Genomic DNA, 25,617 nt, shown 5'->3' with positions numbered 1-25,617 from the left:
TACCGTTACCTTTGTGCCAATTCATTGGTAAAGAGAATGTCGTTCAATGACAATTTGGAGCCTCTAGGCAATGGCGCTTTATTACGTTTGCCAAACACCACGAAATTACAAAGTACATAATTGTCAGGCAATGAGATAAGCTCACTTACCGCAGCAAATTTGAATCCAATCATGGGGCATGAGTCGTAACCCAAACTTGCCGCAGCCACCATCAATGCTTGTGAGTATGCAGCGCCATAAAACATTGCTTGGTCACGTAAATGGGTGTTGTTGTCCTGCGCTAATACATCAGTATCAATACACACCACCCATAGTTCACTGGCGCCAGTGTGCTGTGGCTGGTTGTAACCCACCTCACGGATTTGCTCCCGCAATGCCTTATCAGTGACACGACAAATGCGCAGCGGCAATGTCGCCAAACCAAGGTCAAGATCCTGTGCAAAATGCAATATGTAATCTCGGTCACTGGCTGGCACTTCAAAACTCGCTTCAAAATGCTTGATGGCTCTGCGTTCACGCATGGCTTTGTGTAATCTTTCATTAGAAATCATCATGATTAAAATCCGTTCTCTGAAACAACATGAGTACCTGCATGACATTTATGTAACGGCTTAAAGAATGCTGTATCAAATGTCACAACCGCAGCCACGGTATGGCTCGCTGGTATGTTTAATAGTTCTGCCACCGCTTCATTGCAGACTCCCTTGAGTATCTGGCAACCTTTACCCAACAGATTTGCGGTGATGGTCATATTGGTCAGCGCAAATCCGCAGCTCCGATTCACTTCATCACGTTGTGTTTGTGGGCTCTTTTCGTACACAATGGTCGATTTGGCAAGCGAGGCTTCTTCAAATTCTCGATTCACATGCTGCGCGAATGTTGCTGCTGCCTGCCAAACTTGGGTATCACCACATACCACCAGCACCAACTCAGGAACCAATGCTCTGTCCCAGTTACTGGCACTATTAAGTAACGTCAGCTTCTTATCCTCGTCTTGTACGTCAATAAAACGAAAATGCTGTAAGTTGAAGGACGTCGGTGCGAGTAGTGCTGCATCAAGCAACTCGTTTAAAAACTCTTTCCTATCCATTGCCTTATCCTTTTATGAAAAAGTTATAATGTTGAAAACGGGTATCTTTTTCGAATCCGATTTGTTCGTATAGCGTACTAGCAGCGGTATTGCTGAACTCAGTAGAAATGCGCAGCAGTTTTACTTGCTGCACTGTAGCAAGCTCAATACAGGTGTTGATGAGACGTTTGGCAATCCCCTGTCCTCTTGCGCTTTCACATACATACAGGTCGTTGATAAGCCAAACATTAGCCATTGAGATAGAAGAGAAAGTCGGGTAAACCTGCAATATACCTACTGCGCCGCTTGCATCAGAAGCCAGTAAAATGACAGAATCACAACGACTAATACGCGCATCGATGAACTGCATCGCCGAATTTAAATCAGACTGCTGCTGATAAAACTGGCGATACTTATCAAACAATGTTGCCACTGCCATACAGTCTTGTGCTGTCGCTACTTTGATCTCGACAGATTTCTTAGTCATGTATTTTGCTCCTGAGTATTTGACTAAAACCTGACATCACAGTCCGTGCAACTGCCTTTTGGCCCTGCAAACTCCAATGCAGCCCATCTTCTAAAAACATCGTCTCGCTTCTTTCACCAGCAAATAGCGGAGCGATGTCAATATGTTTTTCCGGTCTGGTTCTGATAAGTTCTGCGGTTTCAAGGATTTGTTTATTGCTCCAAGAGGCGCAGAATTGATTGAGCAACCAGTCTTGTTTGATCCACTCTTCTTTTACTCCCACAGGGGTTAACCAAATGAACTGTTTAACGACACTGGACAGCGCGCGCGAAGCAATTTCTGATAAGTTATCGATGACCTCACGGAACCCAGTGCAAGATTTTTCGCCAGCCCCATGAATGCGCCCATCGTTCGTACCAATCAAACAAAATAGGTAATCTGGCTTTAGCTTCTCTATTTGGGTTAAAGTTGAAAATAACTGCATCGTGGTATCACCAGATAAAGCAGTATTAATCCATTGCAGCTCTAACTCTGGACGAGCGATGGCAAAGCTTTTAGCAATAATTTCAAACCAAGACTGATAGTCGTCAGTTAGACTGTCTCCGATCACCGCGATTTTACTTCCTGCTGGCAGCGTAATGGTCTTAAGCGAGCGCATGTAATCCACTTCATTAAGTAGCTCTCGTGCAGTCAGATTGACATTCAGTTCAAACTCTTCGCGAATGGACAGATAATTTTGCTGCGAAACACCGAAGATCCTCGCCAAAGCCTCAGTGTCATTTGCTCCCGGCATAAACCCAAAACGCTTTTCTGGGTGGAAAAACCTGATTATTCTTTTTGCTTTTTCAAGCTCACTTTGCGACATACTCCCTCCCGCATTTGAATACCGTTACACCAAACAATATGGCTTTACTTCCAAAAGTTATGCCAAATAGATAAGCTTTTGATTTATATGAATTAAGATCAATAGTGAGCCACCTGAAAGGCCACTAAAGTACTGAAATGATTACATCGGGTACTGACAATAGGACATCACCCTAATGACAATTTGAACTAGTTTTAAAATGAAACAATAAAATTCATTTAAATCAAACAGATAAGTGCAAAAAGGAGATTTATAAATTTTGGCTTAGATTTTGCGTTAGCGTTCTACACTATAAACCATACCTATTTCAGGAAAATATAATGAAAGCGAGAATGACTTATAAAGACATGCCAAACTTTGTTTTCGGTTCTTTGATGAATATGGAGGAAAATATTCAATCAAGCTCCATTGACAAAAAACTACTACACCTAATTAAACTCTACGCTTCGCAAATAAATGGCTGTGCATTTTGTGTAGATATGCACTTTAAAAATGCACAAAAGGATGGACTGAATATTTACGAACTGGCTAACGTTCAGAATTGGCGTGAAACACCTTACTTTAATGAAAAAGAGCGCGCAGTATTATTATGGACAGAAACTCTAACCAATATATCGGCACAGCAAGTGCCAGATCATATATATGAAGAAGTACGAGCTTATTTTTCTAATAGTGAGATTGGCGAACTCAGTCTCGCAGTAATTGGGATCAACAGCTGGAACCGTTTAGTGCTTTCAATTGGTACAGTGGCAGGAACGTATAACGCATAGGAGAGTCATGATGCGTGCTTTAAAGATAGCTAAATTTGGTGGAACCAGTGTTGCCAGCTTCGAATCCCTTCTTCACTGTGCAAATATTGTAAAAAATGATAAAGCAATCAAAATAGTCGTTGTCAGTGCACAAGCCGGCATTACTGAAAAATTGATCGCTTTGACTCAAGCTAATTCTTTAGAGCATCTTCATGCCACAATACATAGCATTATATTATTTTATGATAATTTCACCTTACCTATGTACGGTTTGCCACTACAGACTGCATGTCAGAATATAATTTCAGATTGGGTAAGTAGTTTAAATAGTATTGCGTTGCAATATTTTTACACCAAAAGCCAAGATGACTACCAAACTGTTATTGCGATGGGTGAAATTATTTCTTCTCAACTAACATCGGTGATCTTCGATAGCTGTTTGTTGAAAAATAATCAAGTATCTGCACTTGAGCTTGTTTATGTCAAAGGCGACACCTACGATAACCACGAATTTGTACTACCCGCTTGTCGAGAAGCTTGCAATAATTGGCTTGCTAAACTTGAGCCAGGACAACTGATCGTCACCCAAGGGTTCATAGCAAAGCATATTGAAACCGCAAAGCTGATTACACTAGGGCGAGGAGGGAGTGATTTAAGTGCTGCCATCCTTGCAGAAGCATGTGATGCCAAAGAACTGCAAATATGGACCGACGTTGCGGGAGTCTATTCCGGCGATCCTCGCTTACTCCCTGCCAGCCATGCCATTCGAGAGCTGAGTTATCACACCACCGCCCTATTAGCTAATTTAGGCGCCAAAGTGCTGCATCGCAGATCTATAGAACCTGCTATGCGCGGCAACATTCCTATCATTGTTGCCTCAACCTTTAGACCCAATTCAGGTTATACCTTAATACATGATATGGTCGAAACATCAGGGCCATGCTCCGTTACCTATTTAAAGGACGTCACCGTCTTAAAAATAAAGCAAAATGCCTTAAATGGCGTGACACTAACTCATATTCTAATGGATATTCTTACGCAACTAGCTAGCTGCGTTTACACTTGTGAACTCCACGCAGATACTATCACCTTAGTAACGCCTCAGATTGAACAAACAACCTACACCAAGCTTAAACAATACTTAGTTACCCATGGTTTTAATGACATTGTGATAGAGTCACAACGCCATTTAACCTTAGTTTCAATCGTGGGTCACAAACTGCAGCAAACAGATCAATTTTATGAGCAAATTGGCGAAATAACTGGCTTATTCCCTATCAACAAGGTTATCGGCGTTGGCCATGAAAGTGCGCTCAGTTTTGTCATTGAACCTGTATACTTGTCGCAGCTCTTAACCTTTTTACATCAGTTAGTTGTAGAACATCAGGGTAATTCTGCACAGCAAATCGTGAATTAGAGTAGCGTTAAATAACAAACTGACTGGGTAATTCTTGTCGCAGGAAATCAATAAATGCTTGAATGGTTTTCTGCGTAAAGCTGTCTTTTAAGTAAAACACATAAACATGTGTACGGCCAATGTTCGCTTCCCAATCATCTAAGCAACGTACCAATCGGCCTTCGCGTAAATCCTGATAAAGTACCCATTCTGGTAGTAAAATATACCCTAAGTCTTGTCGAGCTGCTTCTATTAGCACTTGCCCACCCGCTGAAAGCAGATTACCGCGTACTTCAACACCAATCTCCTCCGCTCCTTTGCAAAAGTTCCACTTCACAGCTTTACCATTGCGACTCAATGACAAACAATTGTGCATAGTCAATTGATTCGGATGTTGTATGACTCCATGTTCACGCAGATAGGCTGGCGAAGCGCACAACACCAAGTTATTCCTGACCAGCGGGCGCACAACCAAGCTGGAATCTTTCGGGACGCCCAAGCGGATCCCAACGTCAAAACGCTTGCGGTAAAGATCCACCACATCATTATTCAAATCTAACTCTATCGACAAATTGGGGTGTTGCTTCAAAAATTTAGGTAACAATGGAGAAATATAAGCCAAACCAAAAGACTCAAATACGGAAATGCTCAGGGTACCCTTGATCTCGGTACTGTGAGACTTAACCGTTGAATTGAGGTTTTCGATATCTTTGATAATTTTAGAAGCTTGTTTGTAATACTCTTGCCCAATTTCGGTCAAAGCAAGAGAGCGGGCGGTTCTCTTTAACAGTTTGCCTTCGACTTTATCCTCCAAGTGACTGATTTGTCTAGAAACGGCTGAAGGGCTAACCCCTAATACTTCTGCGGCTTTACTCAAACTCCCGCATTCAACTACTTTCAAAAATGTAGAAATTGTTTTTAACATCCTTCTTACCCACATTACTACGCAAACAGCCCAATGCAATCGCGAGAAAAATCCAACATCTCATAGAAGAATTCAATAAAAATCACCAAACAAGTTAATAAAATGGAAACAAAAGCCCTTGCACCATAAGGCACATAAGAAGTTAACTCTCACATTTTCATAACTATTGTTGATATAAAAAGAGATAGTAATAAATCTAAGTTTATTTTTATATATGATCAACAATAAAATTTTTAAAATAATCAACTTAAAGCATCTCACCCTTTAAGTGTTGCAAAAAAACCAACAAAGTCACCCTCAAACTTTTTAATCTCAACCTAAAAGAAAAACAAGTTATTTAGCTTTAGTCAACACAGAAAAATGTTACTCTAAAATCACTACCCCTCCCTACCCCTGCATTAATACGAACAATAACCATTACTACCAATTTAATCAGACTTACCATTTCTAATTTAACACCTTGGATACTGCTGAACTTTGTAACGTATAAGATACATGGTGTACTTTTTTATCAATACAGCAAACCACTCAAAAAAATTAAAACACTGTATATAAAGGAAAAAATTATTGGTTCGGTTCTTGCTGAAAGAGATCAAACTTAATCTGCTATTTAATATTCAAGGAAAAAAAATGGAAGCTATTATCAAGAAAGAAGATTTAGTAATCGAAAAGTATGAAACCATAGAGAATGTGAACAGGCGTAGTGCTGTAAAACTAAATAACATTCGTAATAGTCGCGAAGATAAAAGAGCGGATCTCAACGGCCCAGTTATTTGGTTTGATACAAAAGGCTTGAAGCAACAGTCGCCAGATGACGATATATTTGCAAGAATTATCAACCTACAGTATTCAGGTATAATTACCTATTTAAGTAACATAGAAAACTTAATCAAATATATACCTAACCGTATGCTAGTGATTCTCAAACTCGCTGATAAAGACGAGCTTGAGCAATTCAAAAAAAGTAAATTTTACAAGCAATTTAAAGAAGATAAATCAAAGCGTTTAGTGGTTAGTTACACCGACAACCAAATGATCACAACTTTGAAGCAAGATGGTCTAACTGTTTGCTATCACTGTTATGTTGACGATAACCAAAGTCTTCATAGTTCGGTTTATGATGGCTTAAAAGCGGATTACTTGAGCATTTTATTTAAAGATCCAACTAATATCCCTCTCGAATTAGTCATTGCATCGTTACAAAAAACCAATACCATTTTGATGAAACAGATTTCATCGCCAAAAGATGTAGATGATGCCATCGTCACACTGGGTGTTATGGAATATGGTGCGGAAGGGGTAATTTACTCGCCTGAAGACCATGCTTGTCTTGACCAATTTATTTCTCGTATTGAGCACCGCGATCAAGACAATGTCAGCCTACAAGTCGGCACAGTTAAAGCCAGTTACCCAGTTGGCATGGGCTACCGCGCATGTATCGATACCAGCACTTTATTTGATGATGATGAAGGTATGTTGGTCGGCTCAACCTCACAAGGCGGCTTATTATGCTGTCCAGAAGTGTACTTCCTACCTTACATGGAATTACGTCCATTCAGAGTGAATGCAGGTGCCGTTCATAGCTATGTTTATAATACCAACGATAGAACCGATTACATGTCTGAACTCAAGGCTGGTTCTAACGTCATGTTGGTGAATTCGAAAGGCCGCGTAAGAACAGCGCCGGTTGGACGAGTGAAAATTGAAAAACGTCCGCTGCGGATCATTGAAGTCGTCTTCGCCAACGGTGAAGAAGTCAATGTGATTATGCAGGACGATTGGCACGTTCGTATTTTCTCTGCTGACGCCAAGCCATTAAACATCTCTGAACTCAAAGCCGGTGACAAGGTACTTGGTTACGTTACCGAAGTGGGTCGTCACGTTGGTATCAAAATCGATGAAACTATCATCGAACGCTAATTGCTCACCTGTTCAAAGGATTAATTAACATGAGTTATTTTGGAAGAAAATTACGCTTAAGCAGACTGCTCTACGGTGAGCAATCTGCTGGACTCATCGTTCCGATCGATCACGGCCTGACGGTAGGTCCGATTAAAGGTATCGAATCAACCCAACAGATCCAAAGCTGGGTCGGCAATCCTGACATTAGTGCGATCATTGCGCATAAAGGTATGTTGGAAAAGCTTATTCTGGCTGATGCTATCCCCTCTTCTACTGGCGTTATTGTCCATCTCAATGGCATGAACAGTTTGTTTGAAGACGCGGACACCAAACAGCTTGTCACAGATCTAAGCTATGCTGTGCAGCTCGGTGCGGATGCAGTTTCTATTCAAGTTAATTTTACTGCGAACAATGCAGCACACAATACGCGCCTACTTGGCGCGGTCGCTGACAAAGCACACGCTCTAGGTATTCCGCTGCTCAGCATGGTCTATGACAAAGTGGATGCAGGAGATTTAGAATCGGTCGAGCGGATGCGTTCATTTATTCGGATGGGGATTGAGCTAGGCAGTGACGCTCTGAAAATTGGCTTTCCGAAGCGTATTGAACAGTTAGAACACTTGCTTTCTGCCGCAGATGACAGCACGCCAGTGTTCTTTGCCGGTGGTGAAAAAGGTGATGAAAACGCGCTTATCAACAAAGCACAAGCAGCAATGTCTTATGGTGCAAAAGGGCTCTGTATTGGTCGTGGCGTCTTCCAAAGTGACAACAAGGAATATATTTTGTCGCGTTTAGCCAAAGTGCTCAAATCATCGGCAGCACAACCGACAGCAACACTTGGCTATTTTGATCAGCAACAAGCTGTGTAAGTCATCGACTAAGAGGGAAAGAGAAATGAGTCAAGTAGACCCATTTGAACTCCACAAAATGCTTGAAAATGAGCATTTAGGTGCGGGTAATTTTCTTCACTACTTAGTGAGGGAAAATAGTTACAGTGATCATGACTATTTGTTTTTAGAGCGTCCAATTATTGGCTTTGGTAATACCAAGCGCATGAGCTTTTCACAACAGAGTCTGTTGGAATGCGCCAAACAGTGGTCATCATTTTACTGCAAAGCGGGAGTAACGAGTAAAGATGTTGTCGCGGTCTTTATTGACGATACTATCGATTACTTTCTGCAATTCATTGCGCTCTCCAGTTTAGGTGCGATTCCAGCACTAATTAACAGTAAGCTCGCACCTGAAATTGCCATCCAATATATCAAGCACATCCAAGCCAATTTGGTACTGTCGACCAAAGAGCGGCTATCGGATATGCAAGCTTTTGAGAGTACGGATGGCATACAGTTTTTTGATATTGAACAAGTCGTTCAGCAACCAGCTGAAAACAAGCTACCTGTGCAATATCCCTTTATTCATGCCCCAACCGATCCCGTTTTGTTGACCCACACTTCTGGCACAACAGGCATACCTAAGTCGGTCATCGCAGCGCACAAGCCTTACTTTCATGGGATCCGGTTTAGACTAAATAATCCGATTGCGAATCTTGATCGCTATCTGACAGCCTTGCCGCATTCTCATAATTCAGGCCTAGCCTATTTAATGGAAGCAAGTATGCGCGGATGCCCTACATTGGTGCTGAGCGATAAATCGCCACAAAGCTTAGCGCAGCAAGTAGCGAGTTTTAAACCGAACTTTGTCGTCGCTTTTCCAAAGATTTTCGTTGAATTGGTTAGAAGTAAACCTCGAGTAGAAGACTTAGCTAGCGTCAACTACTGGCGAAGTACAGGCGATGCAGCGCACGAGCGGCACGTTAAGCATCTCACCAGTTGGGGTTCTCACTATCATCAAGGGGTACTCAAGCCCGGCTCCATTTACATTGATGGACTCGGTTCTTCGGAAATGGGCTCATCATTATTTACCGTTAATCATCACCAAGGTAAACGTGATTATGACCGTTGTGTTGGTAAACCACAGCCTTGGGTTGATGCGCAGGTAATTGATGATTTGGGGAATATCCTCCCTTGCGGTCAAGTTGGCCGCTTAGGCATAAAATCCCCGTCTCTCACCCCAGGATACTGGAACAGTACCTTACTGACTGAAAAATCACGGGTGAATGGTTATTGGATAACCGGTGACTTAGTGAAAAAAGATGAGCTTGGCTATTTTTATCACCTCGACCGGATCACAGACAAAATCACTTCTGCCGCAGGGGTACTCTATAGCCTACAAACCGAAGAGCTGATACTGAAGCAGTTTGATGAAATCTTCGATTGCTCAATTTATACCTATCAAGATGCACAACTCCATACCAAAGTGGCTATCCGAGTTGATTTAGTGAGTGAGGACAGATCAGAGCAATACTTAGCGTCGTTGTTAAGCCAGATCAATGATTGCTTGAGTGCAGACAAGATCCCAAAACTGGACAGTATTTCTGTGGTTGATAAAGATCAATCTTATGCACCTGAAGGCGTGACAGGGAAAGTACTGAAGCGTGTATTACGCCATGATGATAAGAGTGAAATCCGCGTATTTGCGCACACTTAAGTAAACTAGATGTGCCTTTGCTAAATGTGCTTTAGCAAAGGCATCCTTCCATAGGGTCTGGAATATTTTACGTTTTAATTCCACATTATTCATTGATGAAATGATAATTTACTAATACCTTTATTGCACCACATTAGATTTAAAAAATAACAAAGAGCAACCAAAGGCACTCTTTACATATAAAAACTCACGTACCAAATCTAATACACCTCGTACTTAATACGATTCAAAATCAACATTTAAAACCCTACAAACCAGTTTTAACCCCATTCATAAACCAGAAAAACCCTAATTAATCAACCACCATAACCCTAGATTAAATAATCGATAAAATGGCATAAAGCTTGCCTTAACTGCCTCTGGTTATTACACCTATAAATGGAAATATAAAAATGCATATTAAAACCTTAGCACTACTGGGAGTGCTCTCAACCTCTTCGGCAATGGCAGGCCAGCTTGTTGAAGATAAATACCCAGTCAGTGATCCGGAAGTATTTGGTGAACAAGTGTTCGACAATGGTCTTCATACGTTACGCGTATACGGTGAAGTCATGCATATGGCTGGCGGTACGGTGAATACTTGGGTAGCGCTGGCCGCTGGTGGTTATTACAAGATTGGTATGACACTGTCTCCTGAAATTTTAGATATCAACAACCTACCAACGGACGCAACGCATCACGATGCTCACCTTAACTTTCCGCGCATAGCAGGCAGCCCATTCAAACATTCTTATTTCTCTTGGAATCCAGCAGGACACTCACCCAGTGGTGTTTACGATATTGCTCACTTTGACATTCATCTGGCTTTTGTTGAAAAAGAAGAGTTGGCGGCAATTCAATTTGCAGATCCTGAAGGACAAATTTTACCTCCCGCAGAATACATGCCACCAACGTCAATCCCGCAAACGTTCCCTAACGGGAATTATATCAACGTGCCAGGTCAAGGTGTGCACTGGTATTATAACGACACACCAGAATTCAATGGTGGCGTATTTACCGAGACATTATTATGGGGTTCATACAACGGTAAACTTACTTTTGTAGAGCCTATGATCACATTCGACACTATTATTTCCAACCCTCATTTCGAAAAGGAAATAGACATGCCGTTATGTGTCGAGAACACTGGATTCTACCCGAAAGTATACGGTTGGGATCACAAACAAAATAGTGAAGGTCAAACCTATATAGAAATATATATGAGAGACTTCCGCATGATGTTTAAAAATGCACCAGGCTGCAGATAACATTTGCTAAAAGTCATCAGGGAAGTCTATTGACTTCCCGTATTTAATACTGATTACACCTAATGCTATTGTGTGGTTTTATGGAAAAAATATTTCACGTCGTCGTCACAACTTTGGTTTTAGTATTATTAACAAGCTGTGCTTTTTTTATTCATACCTTAAATTCAGAAAAAGCTACAACCGCAATACCTAATAGCGTTACAAAAACGAACGTTACTTCAAATACTTCTAACCAAACTGTCTATATTTGCCCCATGCACAATCATATTTTAGACAGTCATCAAAGTGATTGCCCAATTTGTGGTATGCAACTTGTTGCTCGAGACAATCCTCTCGATACCCATGCACGCCAAGTGATAGTCTCAGCATCAGCTCAAGCAAATATTGCTTTAGCAACGTCACCCGTAGAGCGCTCTACACTGTGGCAATACATTGAAACCCTAGGGACGGTGGACTATGACAAGAATCGGACTTTGGCTGTACATTCAAAAGCAAACGGGTGGATAGAACATTTAGCAGTAACTACACCTGGCGAGCTTATCAAAAAAGGGCAACTCTTATATAAGATTTACTCTCCTGATCTCGTCGCCGCACAAGACTATTACTTAGGTATTTACAAGAGTAAAACCGTAAATAAAACGCTGCTAGAACGTGCGCATTCTAGGCTGATACTCTTAGGGATCACCCAAGAGCTAATTACAGAAATTGAAAAAAGAGGAGATTCTATTGATATTCTTCCGTTTTTCTCACCATTTGACGCGATTGTCAGCACTATGCATATTCAACAAGGAGCTTATGTCAGCACGGCATCACAAATGATGACATTGGCTGATGCGTCAACCATGTGGATGCTCGTCAATGTCTTTGAGCATCAGGCAAATTGGCTTAATAAGGGCACTTGGGCAGAAGTAGATATTCCGGCTATCGGGAAAAGTCGCCTTGAAGCCAAAATTGAACATATCTATCCCGAACTAGACCCCGTTACTCGTACGCTGCGCTTACATCTTTCCGTCAATAATAGCGACCTAAAAATTAAGAAAAATATGCTTTCAAACGTGAGAATATACGGAGGCGGGAAACATAACGTGCTGAATGTTCCAGTAGGCGCCGTGATCCGCACCGAGCATGAACAGCGTGTTATTGTTAAAGATGATCAGCATCACTTTTCGCCGCGAGTGGTAAAGGTGGGCATCACAACACAGGGAAGAGTGGAAATTTTAGCGGGTCTAAATGAAGGAGAGCATGTCGTCACCTCCGGCCAGTTCCTTATTGATTCAGAATCCAACATCCGAGAGGCCATCATCAAAATGGCACGTACGGACTCTGGCCTGCAAGAGAATTAACATGCTCACAAAACTCATTATAAAAAGTCTAAAAAATAAAGTACTCGTTATATTGCTCGCTTTGGCATTAGCCTTAAGCGGATTACATTCGTTAGTGAAAATCCCTTTAGACGCTATCCCTGATCTCTCAGATGTGCAAGTGATTGTTAAAACCACTTACCCGGGTCAAGCATCTGAGATAGTGGAGCAGCAAGTGACTTTTCCACTTTCCACTTGGCTGCTCTCTGTACCTAAAGCTAAAACCGTGCGCGGCTGGTCATTTTTCGGCGATTCATATATTTACGTGATCTTTGAAGATGGCACAGATCCTTACTGGGCAAGAGCGCGTGTTAATGAGTTCTTGAGCCGTACTTCACATCTTTTACCCGCAGAAGCTCAAACTAATATGGGCCCAGATGCTTCAGGTGTCGGCTGGATCTTCCAATATGTACTCAAAGATCCTAGCCAACAATATAACCTCAGTGAATTGAGAACGCTGCAAGATTGGTTCCTAAAATACGAGTTACAAAGCATCTCGGGCGTCAGTGAAGTCGCCACGGTAGGAGGCATGGAGGAAACCTACCAAATCGTATTAGAACCTCAGAAATTAATGCAATATGGCCTTACCGTCAAAGCGGTTAAAAATGCCATCCAAAATGCCAATTTAGAGCAAGGTGGTGCGGTTATAGAAATGGCAGAAGCCGAATATATGGTGCGTAGTAGAGGGTATTTATCAACCTTAACCGATTTGCATCACATCTTTTTAGGCGTACACAATGGCGATGGCACTCCCCTTACGCTTGAGCATGTCGCACATATCACCAAAGGGCCGCAATTAAGACGTGGGATTGCAGATCTTAATGGTGAAGGTGAAGTGGTTGGTGGGATCATTGTGATGCGGGATGGGGAAAATGCCCTGTCCACCATAGCCGCAGTTAAAGCTAAACTAGCAACCTTACAAAACGCCCTCCCTAGTGGAGTCGAAATTGAGACAGTTTATGACCGAAGCACACTAATTACTGCTGCAATTGCCAATCTGACCAACAAAATCATGATCGAAATAGCAGTTGTCGCGTTAGTGTGTTTTGCTTTTTTACTCCACGTTCGTTCTATGCTGGTGGTGGTGATCTCCATTCCATTTGCACTACTCATAGGTGGTCTAGCTATGTATTGGAGTGGGCTGAATGCCAATATAATGAGTTTAGGGGGCATTGCGATCGCGGTTGGAGCGCTGGTCGATTCTGCTATCGTCATGGTCGAAAATTTAAATCGCCATCTGATTAATCATCAAAATAGTTACAACAGGCTACCAACCAAAGCCGAGCACGGACAATTGGTTGAACGTGCCGCAACTGAACTTGGCCCTGTGCTGTTCATTTCGCTACTCATTATTACGCTGGGATTTTTTCCTATATTTGTACTGGAAGGCCAAGAGGGCAAATTGTTTACCCCCTTAGCGCTGACCAAAACTTTTGTGATGGCCGCTACTGCACTATTGAGCGTCACATTGATCCCCGTATTAATGAGTTTTTGCATTAAAGGTCGGATCCCAGAAGAAACGACCAATCCGCTCAATCGGTTGCTCATTCGCCTTTACCAACCGCTCTTAAACTTAAGCCTACGATCCCCAAAAATTATTGTAGCTGTGGGTTGTTTGTTTGCCCTGTCCATGGTGTATCCCATTCACCATATGAGCAGTGAATTTATGCCTGAACTCTACGAAGGTGATTTGCTGTATATGCCAACAACGTTACCGGGCGTTTCCATTCAAGAAGCTGGGGAAATATTGCAGCAAACTGATCGCTTAATCAAAACAGTACCAGAAGTTGCGTCGGTTTTTGGCAAAGCAGGGCGAGCCGATACTGCAACGGATCCTGCCCCACTCACCATGTTGGAAACAACCATTCAACTAAAACCCAAAGCACAATGGCGTGAGGATATGACCTTAGAGAAACTGATTGCCGAGTTGGAAAGTAAAGTGCAATTACCTGGGGTCACCAATGCGTGGGTACAACCGATTAAAACCCGCATTGATATGCTCTCAACTGGAGTCAAAACCCAAGTAGGAATAAAAATCTCGGGCACCGACCATCACAGTTTGGAGCAACTTGGTAAGCAAATTGAGGGGATACTAGCGCAGTTAGATAACACGGATTCTGTGTATGCCGAGCGCGTGCAATCAGGCCGTTACATCGACATCCTCCCTAAACGGCGCGAAGCTGCGCAATATGGGCTGATGATCTCAGATATTCAAGCGATTGTGCAGTATGCCTTGGGAGGTGCCAATATCGGCGAGTTGGTCGTAGATAGAACTCGCTTCCCTATCAACCTGCGCTACCCCAGAGACTATCGAAATGATATTGAAGCACTCAAACAGCTGCCCTTTGTATCACCTTCAGGAGCTTGGGTTACGTTAGAGCAAGTCGCTGAAATAAGCATAAAAAATGGTCCGGCTATCATAAAAAGCGAAAATGGAGCAGTCAGTGCTTGGGTATTTATCAATGTCAAATCAGGGGTATCAATTAAAGACTATGTTGCAGATGCAAAAATCAAACTGGCAGAACAAGTCACCTTACCTGATAAGCATACTTACACTTTTGTTGGTCAATACGAACACATTGAAAGGTTAATTGATAAAATGCAGGAAGTGGTGCCGTTAACTATTCTCATCATTCTCATGCTGCTTTTCATCGCATTTAACTCGCTGAAGCAAGCGCTGCTGGTGTTGTTTACGCTCCCAATTGCGATTGCTGGCGCGTTTTGGTTTGTGTATTTGCTCAATTATCCACTTTCTGGTGCCGTTGCGGTTGGCATTATCGCTCTTGGTGGTGTAGCCGCTGAGTTTGGCGTTGTGATCATGATTTATTTAAATCAAGCACGTCTTGAATCAAGCTCGATTATTGAAGCAATTAAAAGCGGCGCAATTTTAAGGATAAGGCCCAAAGCGATGACAGTCTTTACCATTACTGCCAGTTTAGTACCCATTATGTTTAGTTCTGGCAGTGGTGACCAAATTATGCAAAAGATCGCCGCCCCCATGATTGGCGGTATGTTAGTCAGCCCAATTATGTCAATGCTAGTGATACCTGCTGGTTACCTCATACTGTATGGCACTAAACCTATTTCACACCACAACTTGCAATTTAACCAAACAAGGGAGTCTTAAGTGAAGATAAATGAATATCTACTCGCAATATTAGTTACCGCTATCTGGGGATGGAATTTTTCAATCATTAAACTTGGGTTAGGTACTTTAGACCCATTTATGCTGGCCGGATTGAGATTTTTATTCTGTGCATTACCGCTGATATTTTTTGTTCAAAAACCAAATACCTCTCTTAAAGCAATGATTTTTTACGGGGTATTATTTGGTACAGGCGTATGGGGCATGGTCAATGTGGGTGTCTATTTGGGCGTATCCGCCGGTGTTGCCTCTTTGCTGTTACAGTTCAGTGCGTTTTTTACCATCATTTTTGGTGTGCTGTTTTTCAAAGAAAAAGTGGGCATGCCACAACTTTTCGGTTTTTCAGTGGCGATGCTAGGGTTGATGATAGTACTCAATTTAACGGACGGTAGTATCTCTTACGCAGGTATCGCGTTTGTTTTATTTGGCGCGTTATGCTGGAGCTTAACTAATGTCGTAGTCAAAAAAGTGAAGCCCAACAACGTCTTTTCTTTCCTAGTATGGTCTTGTTTATTTGCATCTTTCCCACTATTTGTGCTCGGCTATTTCGTCAATGGCGGAGATGCGTTAGTGCAGATGAGTCAAAACATTGATGCGATGACGGTTTTTTCAATCTTCTTCCAAATCTATCCAGCGACCTTATTTAGTTTCTGGATCTGGAGCTCACTGATGAAAAAACACCCTATTTCCAGCGTCGCTCCTTTGTCACTATTAGTCCCGTTATTTGGTTTAATGGGTTCAATGGTGATCTTCGACGAAGCATTGAATGTTGATAAAATGGCTGCGTTTGGTCTTATACTATCGGGCTTAATCATTGGCATGTTTGGCAGTAAATTTTACCGCCTCCTCGTCCCTGCAACAAATAAAGTCTAACGCGGCTGCAGGTTTAAGCTTCCCAAAAACAAAGTGGTTTGCAAGTCACCACTTTGTTTTTATGGCCGCTTTTTTGCCAGGCTCAGCACACTTGTCTTGGGTATATCACACCCATCTTCAATCACTATTACGCTCTGCTGGAATATCGCTAAAATATTCCACAAATTCGACTTCAAATCCAGCTGGGTCAATGAAATAGACATTATCCCGATGCGGATGTTTGGCACCCAATTTATCCACTTGGAAACCGGCCGCGACAAGGCGTTCAACCACCGCTTTTAAATTATTCACCACATAAGCAAAGTGGGCAAAACCAACTTGATGACCGCTTAAATCTCGATTTTGCCCCTCACCATGATCGCTTAGCGCGATATATTGACGCTCATCACCAAAGTGTAGCCATGTTCTTGCTTTACCGTACCATTCACCTTGCCCTTGCGAACGTACATACCAGTGTGGAAACGCCGCTTGATAAAACCGCAACATAGCCGGAATATCATCTACCACCAAATTCACGTGCTCTAACTACATCATAAACTCCTTGCATCAAATATTATTTTCGCCGCGCTTAGGCGACCATACCCTTGCGTCTTGAAGTTGCTGCCATGTTGGCGCCGCCCGTCCACCTCAATCACATAGGATCACTATGCTTATGGGCATTCGCTGACTTGCCGATGACTTACAACGCCACGTACTGCGGGTGTAAAAAAGCCAAGCTTAGAATCTCAAGTTAAGTTGAGGTAAAGGTTTTTTTGACTTTTTTTGACTTTTTTTGACTTGTTTTGATCTGGTTTAAGAGTGAGCGGCTTAATTCGGCTAGACTCGTTGCTGTGCTTAATTATTCAAGGAGAGCCAATATGAAAGCAGCGGTAGCCCATCAATTTAAACAACAGCTTGAAATTCAAGATATTCCTGTCCCCACCATTACAGCGCAAGAAGTACTGGTGAAAATTCACGCCTGTGGGGTGTGCCATACCGATTTACACGCGTGCCACGGTGACTGGCCGGTCAAACCCAAATTACCTTTAGTACCCGGCCATGAAGGCGTCGGCGAAGTCGTAGCCTTGGGTGACCAAGTCACCCATTTAAAAGTGGGCGATCGTGTCGGTATTCCTTGGCTTTATAGCGCCTGTGGACAATGCGAACATTGTTTAAGTGGCAATGAGAACCTCTGTTTAGCGCAGCAAAATGCCGGTTATTCGGTAGATGGTAGCTACGCCGAATATTGTAAAGCCAACGCCAATTATGTGGTGAAAATCCCCGCGAACATCAGCTATCGCGATGCTGCACCTTTGTTTTGTGCTGGAGTCACTACTTATAAAGCCCTTAAAGTATCGGGTGCCAAACCGGGGCATTGGGTCGCCATTTTTGGTATTGGCGGTTTAGGCCATTTAGCGGTGCAATATGCAGTCGCCATGGGGCTACGCGTTGTTGCAGTGGATACGGGTGCTGAAAAACTTCAGCTTGCCAAGCAACTTGGTGCTGAGCTGTGCTTTGACTTTAAAACCGACAAAGTTGTCGATGCTGTTCTTGCTGCAACGCAAGGCGCCCACGCCAGTATTTGCACTGCGGTTAGTAAAGCGGGTTTTGAACAAAGTTATCGGGTCATTCGCCGTGGTGGTAAGTGTGTGCTGGTGGGCTTACCACCAGAGGAAATGCCTTTACCTATTTTTGACACTGTACTCAATGGCGTCAGCGTTGTCGGCTCTATTGTTGGCACGCGACAAGATTTAGTGGAATGTTTGGAATTTGCGGCGAACGGTAAAATTAAGGCGCAGATCATTGATAAGTCACTGGATGACATCAACCAAATTTTTGCCGATTTGGCAGCAGGCGAGGTCACCGGTCGGGTGGTGATGACTATCGCAAATTAATCTGCACATTTAACCCAGTTCATCTTGCAGCTGGGCCGAAATTGACTAGTCTAATGGGTGCAATTCGCAAGATTGAGTTGCACCACATCAAAGCAGTTGCGCACCACACTGGTGCAACAACTATTTTTCTTACCGACCTATTTTGCAAAAACCATTATAATTCAAAGTATTAAAATAATGGCATAGTTTAAGCTTTAAAGTTGGCACTTGCAGTACATAATGCAGCAAAACAATTAACCCCAATGAGTCGGAGGACACATGTCACAATCGGTTTTAGATTTTATGAAAGAGCACGACGTTAAGTTTGTTGACTTACGTTTTACTGATACTAAAGGTAAAGAGCAGCACGTCTCTATTCCTCATCATCAAGCCGATGAAGCCTTCTTTGAAGATGGCAAAATGTTCGACGGTTCATCTATCGCGGGTTGGAAACACATTAACGAATCTGACATGGTGTTAATGCCTGATTCTGCGTCAATCAAACTTGACCCGTTTGCTGAAGAAACCACCATGATCGTACGTTGTGACGTATTAGAGCCAGGCACAATGCAAGGCTACGAGCGTGACCCACGTTCAGTTGCTAAACGCGCTGAAGATTACATGCGTTCAACAGGTATTGCAGACACAGTATTGTTCGGGCCAGAGCCAGAATTCTTCCTATTTGACGATGTTAAATACAAAACTGACATGTCTGGTTCTATGTACAAAATCGACGCGAAAGAAGCAGCGTGGAACTCAGACCGTGACTACGAAGAAGGTAACACAGGTCACCGTCCAGGTGTTAAAGGTGGTTACTTCCCAGTTTCTCCAGTTGATTCATCACAAGACTGGCGTTCAGCAACGTGTCTAGTTCTAGAAGAAATGGGCCACGTTGTAGAAGCACACCACCACGAAGTAGCAACAGCGGGTCAAAACGAGATCGCATGTCGCTTCAACACTATGGTGATCAAGGCTGACGAAATTCAAGAAATGAAATACGTTATCCACAACATGGCACACCTATACGGCAAAACAGCAACATTTATGCCTAAGCCAATCGTTGGCGACAACGGTTCTGGTATGCACTGCCACCAGTCTCTAGCAAAAGATGGTAAAAACCTATTTGCTGGCGACAAGTACGGCGGTCTATCTGAAATGGCACTTTACTACATCGGCGGTATTATCAAGCACGCTAAAGCTATCAACGCGTTTGCAAACCCAACCACTAACTCTTACAAGCGTCTAGTGCCAGGTTTCGAAGCGCCAGTAATGCTTGCTTACTCTGCGCGTAACCGCTCTGCGTCAATCCGTATTCCAGTTGTACCATCTGAGAAAGGTCGTCGTATCGAAGTACGTTTCCCAGATCCAGCAGCTAACCCATACCTAGCATTCGCAGCACAGCTAATGGCTGGCCTTGACGGTATCCGTAACAAGATCCACCCAGGCGATGCAATGGATAAAGATTTGTACGATTTACCAGCTGAAGAAGCAGCAGAAATCCCAACTGTAGCCTCTTCACTACAAGAAGCTTTAGCTTGTCTTGATGCAGACCGTGAATTCTTAACTCAAGGCGGCGTTTTCACTAACGACTTAATTGATGCATACATCACGCTTAAGTCTAAAGAAGTGGAAAGACTGAACATGACAACTCACCCTGTTGAGTTTGAAATGTACTACAGCGTGTAACGCAACGCGTAAAACTCGCTCTTAAATCATATGTGTTCTCAAGCCCGCTTAATGCGGGCTTTTTTATGGTAATAATGGCTGAACTCGACTAAAGTAAACGAGGCGTAACAAACGCTTACACCTATTCCTGTACATGTACCAAGGGTAGGTAAAACTCTTTAATAAGCGCATGCTGGCAGGGCTTTTGCAACGCTCTCGCTTATTCATGCAAGGACAGGTGAGTTTACTGCCAATAGAGGTTGGCGCATGATTAGGTAGCGGAACAAATGAAAGGCACATGGCTAGTTTTAATAATGCTGATATCAAGCTGTTTTAATACAGCACAAGCAAGTAAAAAGATTTACCGCTGGAAAGATGCTACCGGCAACTGGGTGTTTTCTGATATTCCGCGCGAAGGCGCTGAAGAAGTGCGCCTCAACAGTAACGCCTTAACTATGCCTAGAGAATCAACAGCTATTCTCAATGAAACCGTTGCACCTGCCAATATCAGCTATAAAGTCATCATCGCCTCGCCTAAGCCTGAAGAAACCATCCGTGAAAATTCCGGCTCTGTCTATGTTAATGCGCGAATTGAACCGAGCTTTAGCCCAGGCCTACTCCTGCAATTATTTATTGATGGCAATGAAGCAAGCCCAAAACAAAGCTCCACCACCTTTGCGCTGCGCGATGTGCCGCGTGGTGAACACAGCGTGGTTATCAAACTATTTAATGCTGAAGGTCAGCAACTTGCCGCAAGCAGTGCAGTGGTGTTTTTTATGCACCGTGCCAGCAGCTTGAATAAACCTTAATTAATCACTAAGATCAACGCACCAAATTGGTGCAAAGCGACCCATGATAGAACATAGCCCAACCCCCTACTTAGCCGCGATCTGGCAAAATTTATCAACTTCGGTGCTGTTACTCGACCAAGCGTTAACCATAGTTTATGTCAATGACAGTGCCAGTGAACTGTTCGGCTTGGGTCAAAAGCGTATGCTCAAGCAACCCATTGGTCAGCTGTTTAACCATCATAATATCGACTTAGCCCGTATTGCCCGCTATGCCTTAGATGATGGCGTAGATTGCCAACAACATAGAGTTGACGTGGTGTTCAACGATTCGCGCCACGCCACTTTAGCGCTTTATGCCAGCCGTGTTGCCATCGAACATCAACGGTTTATTTTGCTTGAGTGCCGCCGCACCGATGATGAAATTCGATATGACCAAGCATCTCAACAATTGCATCAGTATCAAGCGGCACGGAATTTGATCCGAGGACTTGCCCACGAAATTAAAAATCCTTTAGGCGGGATCCGCGGAGCGGCGCAATTATTGCAGTATGAAGTCGATCAGCAGGAACGCGAAGAGTGTGCGCAGTTAATCATCAGTCAGGCTGACCGATTGAGCGAATTAGTGGATAGGCTATTAGGTCCGAATCAAAGACCCCGAAAAGCGCCGTGCAATATCCATGAAACGCTAGAGGCGGTAATGAAACTCAGCGCCTTAGACAATCAGAAGCAAATCAAACTGGTGAAAGACTACGACCCCAGTATTCCCGATATCGTTATTGATGCGGCGAAAATCCAACAAGTGGTGCTCAACATTGTCAGAAATGCCCAGCAAGCGCTGGTCGATGGCGGCATTATTAGCGTTACCACTCGTATTAAGCACCGTCTGCGCCGTGGTGAGCGGATGATGAAAAAAGCCCTGCTGATCCAAATTGCCGACAACGGCCCAGGTATAGCCGAAGAACTGCGAGAGACGCTATTCTTCCCTATGGTCACCAACAAAGAAGGTGGCTCTGGGTTAGGTTTAGCGATTGCACAGACCTTGATAGAACAACATCATGGCATGATAGATTGCGATAGCTGGCCTGGGCATACTGAATTTAATATTTATTTGCCGTTTGACAACCAATAACGCAGGAGCAATCGATGAAATCAGTGTGGCTTGTAGATGATGATGCCTCCATCCGCTTTGTTTTAGATAAGGCACTCACCCGCGCCGGTTTTACGACTGAATCCTTTGCGAATGGTCAGGATGTACTGACAGCCCTCACCTACAGCCAGCCCTCGGTACTGGTGTCTGATGTGCGTATGCCGGGGCTTGATGGCATGGCGTTATTGGAACAAATTCACGCGCAATACCCTAATTTACCCGTGATCATTATTACCGCCCATTCCGATTTAGATTCGGCGGTCAATGCTTTTCAAAAAGGTGCTTTCGAATATTTAGCCAAACCTTTCGATCTTGAAGAAGCGGTCAACTTGGTCGAACGCGCACATCGCGCTTCAAGCGAAAGCAAAAAGACCCGCCGTAAAGAAGAGCCGCAATCGCAATCTGAGATCATCGGCGAAGCGCCAGCCATGCAGGAAGTATTTCGCGCCATCGGCAAACTGTCGGTGTCGAGCATGAGCGTGCTTATTAATGGTGAATCAGGTACAGGTAAAGAGCTCGTCGCAAGCGCACTACATAACCACAGCCCACGTCGCAGTAACGCTTTTATTGCCCTCAACATGGCTGCCATTCCCAAAGATTTAGTGGAATCGGAATTGTTCGGCCATGAAAAAGGCGCGTTTACCGGAGCGGATAGCATGCGTCGGGGCCGCTTTGAACAAGCCGATGGCGGCACGTTATTTCTTGATGAAATCGGCGACATGCCACTGGATGTACAGACTCGGTTATTACGGGTGTTGGCCGATGGTGAGTTTTACCGGGTTGGCGGTCACAACAGCGTAAAAGTGAATGTGCGGATCATCGCTGCAACTCACCAAAACCTCGAAGAACGCGTTAAAAAAGGCCAATTTCGCGAAGATTTGTTTCACCGTTTAAATGTCGTGAGGCTACGCCTACCACCATTACGTGAGCGACCTGAAGACATTGCCAAGCTCGCGAACCACTTTCTTGCCCGCAGCGCCAAAGAGCTGCAGGTAGAGAGCAAAATACTCAGTAAAGAAGCCATCAAGGCACTCCAAGCCTATCATTGGCCGGGTAACGTCAGACAATTAGAAAACACCTGTCGCTGGCTCACTGTGATGGCACCGGGCGAGTTAGTCAGCCCTGCCGATTTACCGCAAGAGCTCAGCACTCCAGAGCCATTGGCTGAGCTCAGTGGTGATTGGTTAGATGGCTTTCAAAACTGGCTCAGCAGCGAGCTACGCCAAGGCAAAGATCATATCTGGCCAGCGATTCAAGACGAGTTAGAGACGCGCTTAATCAAAACCGCCCTACAAGCCTGTGGCGGCCATAAACAAGAAGCGGCATTGAAAATCGGCTGGGGCCGCAATACCTTGACCCGCAAATTGAAAGAGCGCAATATTCAAGACTGATCTGTTCCACGGTATTGATAATGCGTTTACTGGAAAATATCTCGCTGATAAAACAGCTGGAGATTGTCAACCGACTGGCCTTTTTTAAAGAGTTCAGCGTTGCTGAGCGTCAGGTATTGCTCGAATCCTTTAGTCACTTGTATTTGATCTCAGCCGGACGTCATGCCTTTAAACGTTTTGAGCAAGATCACCGCTTGTATATCGTACTCAGCGGCGAACTCTGCATTTACAGCCGCTCAGAGCATCAAGCGTTGGGGAAAATTGCCCCCGGAGAGTTTGTTGGTGAAGGGGCTTTTATCCGGCATAAAGAGCGCTCTACGAGCGCAAAGGCGCTGGTGGATACTATAGTGCTTGCGATTACAGCCGAAGCCCTCACCCGTTTACCGAATGTGATCCGTGAAAAAATCAAAGATCAACTCATTCTTGGAATGAGTGAGCGCATTGCCAAACTCGATGCGCATATTGAGCAAACGCAATAACACTACGCAGACGTAGCTAGAGCGTGTTGATCTTTGTAGTTTTTAGCTGCTCTCAACATGCTCTTAGCAAAACGATGTAATGGCGTATGACAAACAAAGTACACTCACCCAGATTAAGACCTAGGCCACAAGCAAACTACGTAATCTAAGCCAGATCTCAAATGGGAGCATTTTTTGTTTTGATGGTCGCACTGTGTATCACTACAAACTGCAAGGCGTGCTAATTGACGAAGCACCTCTAAAGGCTGACAACCTCTATTACCAGGTTGCCCAAACTCTATGAATAGTAAATCAGCAAGGTCAGTTATACCTGCTTAAAGACTTATACCAATCCTTTTGGTCAAAATTGGACTAGATGGGGTCGCTTAATTTGGCAAAAAGAGGGAAAGGAAACCTTACCCAAGAGCGCTATTAAGAAAAGCGGTGAAATATGCTTCACGCTCTAGAAATAAGAATGCCACTCGCTCTTAAGCGAGCGGCATTATGCAGTTTGCACCCATTTTCTTGTTATTGCGCACGCAACTGAGCGAGTACTTCAAACAGTTTTTCTAACTCAGCGATGGTGTTGTAATGCATACAACCAATGCGCACTACCCCACCTTTATCCATTAACTCTAGTTGCTCACATAAGCCTTGCGCATAAAAATTACCGTCCCATACGCAAATATGCCGCTCCCCGAGAAACTCCGAAACTTTGCGCGGTTCAATACCTTCAAAAGTTAATGCAAATGTTGGAGTACGCTCAGCCAAACGGTTTAAATCCGTAATGCCATACACACGGATATTGGGGAAATCCGCTAAACGCGTCAGCACATATTCACTGAGCGCCATTTCATGTGCTTTAGTTTTGCCAAACGCGTCTACTAACCGCGCGCGGCGCGAGGTTGTATTGGGCAAATCACTTAAGCTGGCGATATAGTCAATCGCTGCAATCACTCCAGCTAAGCCTTCAAAACTTTGCGTACCGGTTTCCCAGCGACCTGGGATCACGTCTTTGGCAGGCTCTACTTTATACGGTGTAAAGCCCTCTAAATGCTCACGCTTGCCGTACACTATACCAATATGGGGACCAAAAAACTTATAGGCAGAACAAGCTAAGAAGTCACAATCTAACGCTTGCACGTCGATTAGCTCATGCGGGGCATAATGAACCGCATCAACATACACCAATGCACCAACTTGGTGCGCAAGCTCAACTATACGTTTAATGTTATTGATTGAACCTGTGGTATTGGAGGCATACGTCACCGCGACCAGTTTAGTGTTGGTGTTTAACAGGCTGGCGTAATGGTCTAAATCTAAGGTGCAATCCACTTCGTTAATGCGTACCGCATGCACGGTTGCGCCTTTGTCCTCGGCCGCTTGGCGCCAAGAAGAAACATTCGAGTAATGGTCAGCATTGGTGACAATCACTTCATCACCCGCTTGCCAATCACGCGAAATGGCACGGCTAAAACTAAAAGTAAGGCTAGTCATATTCGCGCCAAACACAATTTGCGTTTTGCTTGGTGCATTGAATAGATCAGCCACAGCTTGGCGCGCTTCGTCCATTAATGTCACGGTTTTATGGCTAGAAAAAAACGCCCCGCCGAGATTAGAATTGAAATAGCCTAAATAAGCCGACATGGCACTTAATACTGATTGTGGTACCTGCGAGCCACCAGGGCCGTCGAGGAAAATCGGGGCAATACCATTGATTTGTTGCATTAACGCCGGAAACTGGCGACGAAGTGATTGTAATTCCAT

The 25,617-nt window shown here is 43.8% G+C and carries 22 protein-coding genes; 15 read left to right on the top strand and 7 right to left on the bottom strand.

The window, feature by feature from the left end; all coding sequences use genetic code 11:
• Positions 1-5 precede the first annotated feature (5 nt).
• From ACFOEE_RS17785 to ACFOEE_RS17770, 4 genes are read right to left on the bottom strand one after another with little or no spacing between them, the layout of a single operon-like run.
• Positions 6-554, bottom strand: a complete 549-nt coding sequence (locus tag ACFOEE_RS17785) for a nitroreductase family protein (RefSeq protein WP_377127504.1) — start codon at positions 552-554, stop codon at positions 6-8.
• A 2-nt stretch (positions 555-556) separates the two neighbouring features.
• The gene (locus ACFOEE_RS17780) at positions 557-1,090 is read right to left on the bottom strand and encodes a nitroreductase family protein (RefSeq protein ID WP_377127502.1); all 534 of its coding nucleotides are present in this window, start codon (positions 1,088-1,090) and stop codon (positions 557-559) included.
• 4 nt (positions 1,091-1,094) lie between these two features.
• The gene (locus ACFOEE_RS17775) at positions 1,095-1,556 is read right to left on the bottom strand and encodes a GNAT family N-acetyltransferase (protein WP_377127499.1); all 462 of its coding nucleotides are present in this window, start codon (positions 1,554-1,556) and stop codon (positions 1,095-1,097) included.
• The gene (locus ACFOEE_RS17770; protein ID WP_377127496.1) at positions 1,549-2,400 is read right to left on the bottom strand and encodes an SGNH/GDSL hydrolase family protein; all 852 of its coding nucleotides are present in this window, start codon (positions 2,398-2,400) and stop codon (positions 1,549-1,551) included. The genes ACFOEE_RS17775 and ACFOEE_RS17770 overlap by 8 nt, the downstream gene beginning before the upstream one ends.
• Positions 2,401-2,720: 320 nt before the next feature.
• Here ACFOEE_RS17770 and ACFOEE_RS17765 point away from each other — a divergent pair, with 320 nt between their 5' ends.
• Complete coding sequence (locus ACFOEE_RS17765) at positions 2,721-3,170, top strand: carboxymuconolactone decarboxylase family protein (RefSeq protein WP_377127493.1); 450 nt, start codon at positions 2,721-2,723, stop codon at positions 3,168-3,170.
• Positions 3,171-3,177: 7 nt separating this feature from the next.
• The gene (locus tag ACFOEE_RS17760) at positions 3,178-4,566 is read left to right on the top strand and encodes an aspartate kinase (RefSeq protein WP_377127491.1); all 1,389 of its coding nucleotides are present in this window, start codon (positions 3,178-3,180) and stop codon (positions 4,564-4,566) included.
• A gap of 7 nt (positions 4,567-4,573) precedes the next feature.
• Here the strand turns inward: ACFOEE_RS17760 and ACFOEE_RS17755 are convergent, their stop codons facing one another.
• Positions 4,574-5,470: a LysR family transcriptional regulator gene (locus tag ACFOEE_RS17755; RefSeq protein ID WP_377127488.1), complete on the bottom strand. Its 897-nt coding sequence runs from the start codon at positions 5,468-5,470 to the stop codon at positions 4,574-4,576.
• Between the two features lie 630 nt (positions 5,471-6,100).
• Between ACFOEE_RS17755 and ACFOEE_RS17750 the strand changes: the two genes are divergently transcribed.
• From ACFOEE_RS17750 to ACFOEE_RS17720, 7 genes are all read left to right on the top strand, one after another.
• On the top strand, positions 6,101-7,390 hold the full coding sequence (locus ACFOEE_RS17750) for a 3-dehydroquinate synthase II (protein ID WP_377127486.1): 1,290 nt from the start codon (positions 6,101-6,103) through the stop codon (positions 7,388-7,390).
• Between the two features lie 29 nt (positions 7,391-7,419).
• Positions 7,420-8,241 carry a class I fructose-bisphosphate aldolase gene (locus tag ACFOEE_RS17745; protein WP_377127484.1) on the top strand — a complete coding sequence of 274 codons (822 nt, stop codon included), beginning with the start codon at positions 7,420-7,422 and terminating at the stop codon, positions 8,239-8,241.
• Between the two features lie 25 nt (positions 8,242-8,266).
• On the top strand, positions 8,267-9,919 hold the full coding sequence (locus ACFOEE_RS17740; protein WP_377127481.1) for a class I adenylate-forming enzyme family protein: 1,653 nt from the start codon (positions 8,267-8,269) through the stop codon (positions 9,917-9,919).
• Between the two features lie 392 nt (positions 9,920-10,311).
• On the top strand, positions 10,312-11,166 hold the full coding sequence (locus ACFOEE_RS17735; RefSeq protein WP_377127478.1) for a hypothetical protein: 855 nt from the start codon (positions 10,312-10,314) through the stop codon (positions 11,164-11,166).
• Between the two features lie 80 nt (positions 11,167-11,246).
• Positions 11,247-12,509: an efflux RND transporter periplasmic adaptor subunit gene (locus ACFOEE_RS17730; protein ID WP_377127475.1), complete on the top strand. Its 1,263-nt coding sequence runs from the start codon at positions 11,247-11,249 to the stop codon at positions 12,507-12,509.
• A 1-nt stretch (position 12,510) separates the two neighbouring features.
• The gene (locus tag ACFOEE_RS17725; RefSeq protein ID WP_377127472.1) at positions 12,511-15,654 is read left to right on the top strand and encodes an efflux RND transporter permease subunit; all 3,144 of its coding nucleotides are present in this window, start codon (positions 12,511-12,513) and stop codon (positions 15,652-15,654) included.
• Positions 15,655-16,545: an EamA family transporter gene (locus tag ACFOEE_RS17720; protein WP_377127469.1), complete on the top strand. Its 891-nt coding sequence runs from the start codon at positions 15,655-15,657 to the stop codon at positions 16,543-16,545.
• 117 nt (positions 16,546-16,662) lie between these two features.
• On the opposite strand, the gene ACFOEE_RS17715 is transcribed toward ACFOEE_RS17720, so the two are convergent.
• Entirely contained in the window at positions 16,663-17,061 is a 399-nt protein-coding gene (locus ACFOEE_RS17715) for a VOC family protein (RefSeq protein ID WP_377127466.1), read from the bottom strand.
• Between the two features lie 341 nt (positions 17,062-17,402).
• Here ACFOEE_RS17715 and adhP point away from each other — a divergent pair, with 341 nt between their 5' ends.
• The 6 genes from adhP (at position 17,403) to ACFOEE_RS17685 (ending at position 23,871) form a co-directional block, all read left to right on the top strand.
• Positions 17,403-18,419, top strand: coding sequence for an alcohol dehydrogenase AdhP (gene adhP / locus ACFOEE_RS17710; protein ID WP_377127463.1), 1,017 nt, complete (start codon positions 17,403-17,405; stop codon positions 18,417-18,419).
• A gap of 258 nt (positions 18,420-18,677) precedes the next feature.
• Positions 18,678-20,084: a glutamate--ammonia ligase gene (glnA, locus tag ACFOEE_RS17705; protein ID WP_377127461.1), complete on the top strand. Its 1,407-nt coding sequence runs from the start codon at positions 18,678-18,680 to the stop codon at positions 20,082-20,084.
• Between the two features lie 293 nt (positions 20,085-20,377).
• Positions 20,378-20,872, top strand: a complete 495-nt coding sequence (locus tag ACFOEE_RS17700) for a DUF4124 domain-containing protein (protein ID WP_377127458.1) — start codon at positions 20,378-20,380, stop codon at positions 20,870-20,872.
• A 43-nt stretch (positions 20,873-20,915) separates the two neighbouring features.
• Positions 20,916-21,983 carry a nitrogen regulation protein NR(II) gene (glnL, locus tag ACFOEE_RS17695; protein ID WP_377127455.1) on the top strand — a complete coding sequence of 356 codons (1,068 nt, stop codon included), beginning with the start codon at positions 20,916-20,918 and terminating at the stop codon, positions 21,981-21,983.
• A gap of 14 nt (positions 21,984-21,997) precedes the next feature.
• The gene (gene glnG, locus ACFOEE_RS17690; protein ID WP_377127452.1) at positions 21,998-23,392 is read left to right on the top strand and encodes a nitrogen regulation protein NR(I); all 1,395 of its coding nucleotides are present in this window, start codon (positions 21,998-22,000) and stop codon (positions 23,390-23,392) included.
• 20 nt (positions 23,393-23,412) lie between these two features.
• Positions 23,413-23,871 carry a cyclic nucleotide-binding domain-containing protein gene (locus tag ACFOEE_RS17685; protein WP_377127449.1) on the top strand — a complete coding sequence of 153 codons (459 nt, stop codon included), beginning with the start codon at positions 23,413-23,415 and terminating at the stop codon, positions 23,869-23,871.
• 507 nt (positions 23,872-24,378) lie between these two features.
• Here the strand turns inward: ACFOEE_RS17685 and ACFOEE_RS17680 are convergent.
• Complete coding sequence (locus ACFOEE_RS17680; RefSeq protein ID WP_377127447.1) at positions 24,379-25,617, bottom strand: cysteine desulfurase-like protein; 1,239 nt, start codon at positions 25,615-25,617, stop codon at positions 24,379-24,381.

Origin of the sequence: Pseudoalteromonas fenneropenaei (genome assembly GCF_042643375.1) — a bacterium.
In the GTDB taxonomy this organism is placed as follows: Bacteria; Pseudomonadota; Gammaproteobacteria; order Enterobacterales; family Alteromonadaceae; genus Pseudoalteromonas; species Pseudoalteromonas fenneropenaei.
The sequence above is the reverse complement of the archived record's forward strand: the minus strand, read 5'-3'. Positions and strand labels throughout refer to the sequence as shown.

What these genes read in the sequence shown, in the direction of transcription:
- ACFOEE_RS17750 (WP_377127486.1), top strand. Translation starts at nt 6,101, where the DNA reads ATGGAAGCTATTATCAAGAAAGAAGATTTAGTAATCGAAAAGTATGAA.
- ACFOEE_RS17745 (WP_377127484.1), top strand. Translation starts at nt 7,420, where the DNA reads ATGAGTTATTTTGGAAGAAAATTACGCTTAAGCAGACTGCTCTACGGT.
- ACFOEE_RS17700 (WP_377127458.1), top strand. Translation starts at nt 20,378, where the DNA reads ATGCTGATATCAAGCTGTTTTAATACAGCACAAGCAAGTAAAAAGATT.
- ACFOEE_RS17755 (WP_377127488.1), bottom strand. Translation starts at nt 5,470, where the DNA reads ATGTTAAAAACAATTTCTACATTTTTGAAAGTAGTTGAATGCGGGAGT.
- ACFOEE_RS17735 (WP_377127478.1), top strand. Translation starts at nt 10,312, where the DNA reads ATGCATATTAAAACCTTAGCACTACTGGGAGTGCTCTCAACCTCTTCG.
- glnA (WP_377127461.1), top strand. Translation starts at nt 18,678, where the DNA reads ATGTCACAATCGGTTTTAGATTTTATGAAAGAGCACGACGTTAAGTTT.
- glnL (WP_377127455.1), top strand. Translation starts at nt 20,916, where the DNA reads ATGATAGAACATAGCCCAACCCCCTACTTAGCCGCGATCTGGCAAAAT.
- adhP (WP_377127463.1), top strand. Translation starts at nt 17,403, where the DNA reads ATGAAAGCAGCGGTAGCCCATCAATTTAAACAACAGCTTGAAATTCAA.
- ACFOEE_RS17740 (WP_377127481.1), top strand. Translation starts at nt 8,267, where the DNA reads ATGAGTCAAGTAGACCCATTTGAACTCCACAAAATGCTTGAAAATGAG.
- ACFOEE_RS17685 (WP_377127449.1), top strand. Translation starts at nt 23,413, where the DNA reads ATGCGTTTACTGGAAAATATCTCGCTGATAAAACAGCTGGAGATTGTC.
- ACFOEE_RS17775 (WP_377127499.1), bottom strand. Translation starts at nt 1,556, where the DNA reads ATGACTAAGAAATCTGTCGAGATCAAAGTAGCGACAGCACAAGACTGT.
- glnG (WP_377127452.1), top strand. Translation starts at nt 21,998, where the DNA reads ATGAAATCAGTGTGGCTTGTAGATGATGATGCCTCCATCCGCTTTGTT.
- ACFOEE_RS17785 (WP_377127504.1), bottom strand. Translation starts at nt 554, where the DNA reads ATGATGATTTCTAATGAAAGATTACACAAAGCCATGCGTGAACGCAGA.
- ACFOEE_RS17760 (WP_377127491.1), top strand. Translation starts at nt 3,178, where the DNA reads ATGATGCGTGCTTTAAAGATAGCTAAATTTGGTGGAACCAGTGTTGCC.
- ACFOEE_RS17730 (WP_377127475.1), top strand. Translation starts at nt 11,247, where the DNA reads ATGGAAAAAATATTTCACGTCGTCGTCACAACTTTGGTTTTAGTATTA.
- ACFOEE_RS17680 (WP_377127447.1), bottom strand. Translation starts at nt 25,617, where the DNA reads ATGGAATTACAATCACTTCGTCGCCAGTTTCCGGCGTTAATGCAACAA.
- ACFOEE_RS17780 (WP_377127502.1), bottom strand. Translation starts at nt 1,090, where the DNA reads ATGGATAGGAAAGAGTTTTTAAACGAGTTGCTTGATGCAGCACTACTC.
- ACFOEE_RS17770 (WP_377127496.1), bottom strand. Translation starts at nt 2,400, where the DNA reads ATGTCGCAAAGTGAGCTTGAAAAAGCAAAAAGAATAATCAGGTTTTTC.
- ACFOEE_RS17765 (WP_377127493.1), top strand. Translation starts at nt 2,721, where the DNA reads ATGAAAGCGAGAATGACTTATAAAGACATGCCAAACTTTGTTTTCGGT.
- ACFOEE_RS17725 (WP_377127472.1), top strand. Translation starts at nt 12,511, where the DNA reads ATGCTCACAAAACTCATTATAAAAAGTCTAAAAAATAAAGTACTCGTT.